The organism is uncultured Polaribacter sp., assembly GCF_947500975.1.
Lineage (GTDB): Bacteria > Bacteroidota > Bacteroidia > Flavobacteriales > Flavobacteriaceae > Polaribacter.
In genome coordinates this window covers 1-2,625 of sequence record NZ_CANMUE010000029.1, presented here as the reverse complement: position 1 = coordinate 2,625, position 2,625 = coordinate 1, and the positions used below count along the sequence as shown (strand labels likewise).

The 2,625-nt window shown below is 28.0% G+C and carries 4 protein-coding genes; all 4 read right to left on the bottom strand.

Annotated features, from left to right (window positions below; translation table 11 throughout):
* Nucleotides 1–235 precede the first annotated feature (235 nt).
* Entirely contained in the window at nucleotides 236–808 is a 573-nt protein-coding gene (locus Q0733_RS12850; RefSeq protein WP_298782721.1) for a hypothetical protein, read from the bottom strand.
* A gap of 194 nt (nucleotides 809–1,002) precedes the next feature.
* Nucleotides 1,003–1,653: a hypothetical protein gene (locus Q0733_RS12845; protein WP_298782719.1), complete on the bottom strand. Its 651-nt coding sequence runs from the start codon at nucleotides 1,651–1,653 to the stop codon at nucleotides 1,003–1,005.
* Nucleotides 1,654–1,828: 175 nt separating this feature from the next.
* Complete coding sequence (locus Q0733_RS12840; protein ID WP_298782717.1) at nucleotides 1,829–2,119, bottom strand: helix-turn-helix domain-containing protein; 291 nt, start codon at nucleotides 2,117–2,119, stop codon at nucleotides 1,829–1,831.
* Nucleotides 2,109–2,465, bottom strand: a complete 357-nt coding sequence (locus tag Q0733_RS12835; RefSeq protein ID WP_298782716.1) for a type II toxin-antitoxin system RelE/ParE family toxin — start codon at nucleotides 2,463–2,465, stop codon at nucleotides 2,109–2,111. The genes Q0733_RS12840 and Q0733_RS12835 overlap by 11 nt, the downstream gene beginning before the upstream one ends.
* Nucleotides 2,466–2,625: the final 160 nt, after the last annotated feature.

Here is a 2,625-nt window from a genome sequence, read left to right as displayed (position 1 = left end):
ATCTTCTATTCTTTTTTCTTATCATTATTACAAATCTATTAATTTAGATTTGTTGCGTTAAGTTCTTGAATAGAGGGGTTTTTTTGGTAATTAAAGGTAACGTTGTTGTATAAGCTTTGTTGCGTTGTTTAAGCAATGAAGTTACTAAATAAAACACGAACGGCGAAATTCCGAAGGAATTTCTCAAGTGAGCTAAAACCAGCAATAAAGTTTATACGGTGTTAGCAGCAGTTATTTATTCAAAACTTAAATTTATTTCAAGCTTCATTTTCATTTCTTTAAATTCACTTTTTGTTAATGGTCCATTAATTTTCAATTCTTTTTTTTCAATAATATAATAATTTTCCTTATTCTTTTTCATTTTTTGAAGTGATGAAGTATTTTCTAAAAGTTCTTTCGTAAATTTTTTAGAATAAATGCTATTATTTTCCGATTCGTCTAATTTCGCTAAATAGTTTTCATTTAGTTTTAAATATTTTTTGTCATATGTGAAATATGTTTCGGGCATAAATAACATATTTTGAATTAAACGAGAAGTCTGTTCAGTGTTGAAGTTCTGTTCTACAATAATGAATTCAGAATTAAATTCATATTTCTCAATATCCGATAAAATAACAGGAATTTTTTCATTATTCTCAAGTTGATAAATTCCGTTTCCGCCGAAAGTTGTTACGTCGAAAATTATTTCTTGAAATGGAATGTAATAAAAATTGTTTCCAAGATTAATTTCTTCTTCACTTTCGTTGCAAGAGAATAGAAAAACTAATAAACTGAAATAAATACTTTTTGTTATAATTTTTGTCTTCATTCGTTTTTCAAGGTTTTAAGTGATATTTTTTTTGGATTTCCTATTTTTGGGATTGAGTGATTTATTGCTGCTAACGTTTTAGTATAAGCTTTGTTGCGTTTTTGTTATGCTAAAAGTAAGCAAAATATTAAATAACTTTGTGCCTGCATATTTTTCCGAAGGAAAAATGTTGCAGCAATAAAGTTTATACATTGTTACCTGTAGGCTTTTTTTGTTTTCCTGATTAAATAAATTCCATAAATTATAAATAAAGACGAAAATCCTACACTCAATAGTTTTTTATTCAAGTCTTTAGAAATAATTCCAAACCAAATAGAAATAATAATTCCAAAGATTAAAAAACCAATTCCAAAATAAAGAGTATTTTTTCTATGCCATTCATTCTCAGATTTTATATTTCTTTTTTTTCCTTTAATTAGAGCTTTTCTTAATTCTGGATAGTTTCCATAACTTGATGAAGATATTTTAATTCTAAAATTTTCTCCAAATAAAGTCAAGTCTTTCCATTCCATATATTCAATTTCGTTCTTGAATTTCGCATTTTGCTTTTTTATTTCATTATATGACTTGATTTCAGACAAGTAAATTGATTTCTTTTCAAAACCAAATAAGGATTTCAAAATTAATTTTTCCTTTGTTATTTCAAGTATATCATAGTTTATTAAATAATATATTGAAGCAATTCCCATAAACAGAAATGGAATACTGACAAAAAGAATTCCAAGTTTTTCCACTGCAGAAATTGTGAGTTTTATTCCCAAAAAAGTACAAATAATTCCACCTAATAAGAGAATTAAAATATTCGAAATCTTAATTTGTGATTTAATAAATTCCTTCTGTTTCATTAATGAACTTAGTTGGCTTTAGCTTACAGGTAACGTTGTTGTATATGGTTTGTTGCGTATTTTAAGCAACTAATTTAGTAAATAATTACCGACCAAGAAAGTCCGCGAGGACTTTCGCAAGTAGGCAAGTAGCCAGCAATAAATTATATACGGTGTTGTAAAATCGTACTTTATATCAGACTTCTATTGAAATATTAACTTTTCCGCCAAGTCCTTTTTCTACTATGTCAAATAAGGTTTTTAAAGTCAGATTACTTCCATTATTTTCCACACGAGAAATATAAGTTCGTTTTTTGTCAATCAGTTCACCGAGTTGTTCTTGAGTCAGGTTTTTTTCCTCACGTGCATTTCGCAATAACAAACCGATTTTAAATGATTCAAAATCTCTGTCGAGCTCGTCTCTCCGTTCAGTTCCTTTTTTTCCGTAAACTGTGTCTTTTATTTCTTTCCAACTTTTAGTTTCCATTGCCTTTGTTTTTTTCTTCGTAATACTCTTTCATTAATCGGACAGCTTTTTCAATTTCCTTTTTCGGTGTTTTCTGTGTCTTTTTTGTAAATCCGTTTAAGAGTATAACTAACTTACCTTTGTCGAAGAAGCAAAAAACTCGCCAAATATTCGAACCTAATTTTATTCGAGCCTCAAATAATCCTTTGTAAGTTTTCATTGGTGCCAAATATGTTTTCGGCACGTGCTGATATGTTTCGATTATTTCAATGACCTTAAATATTTTGTCCTGAACCTTTTTCGGCTGAGCAAGCAAAAACTCTTCGAAATAATTTTTATATTGTATTACTTGCCTAACTTTTTCCATTGACACAAAGGTAACTTAAAAGTTACTATTTTCAAAATTTATAAAGTTGGATTTTAAGTTTCGAGCTTTTTTGGGTATGTTTTACAACGTTTTGGTGTATAAAAAGTTGCGATTTTTTGCCATCGTTATTTTCCGAAGGAAAATATAAGATTGCCAAAAA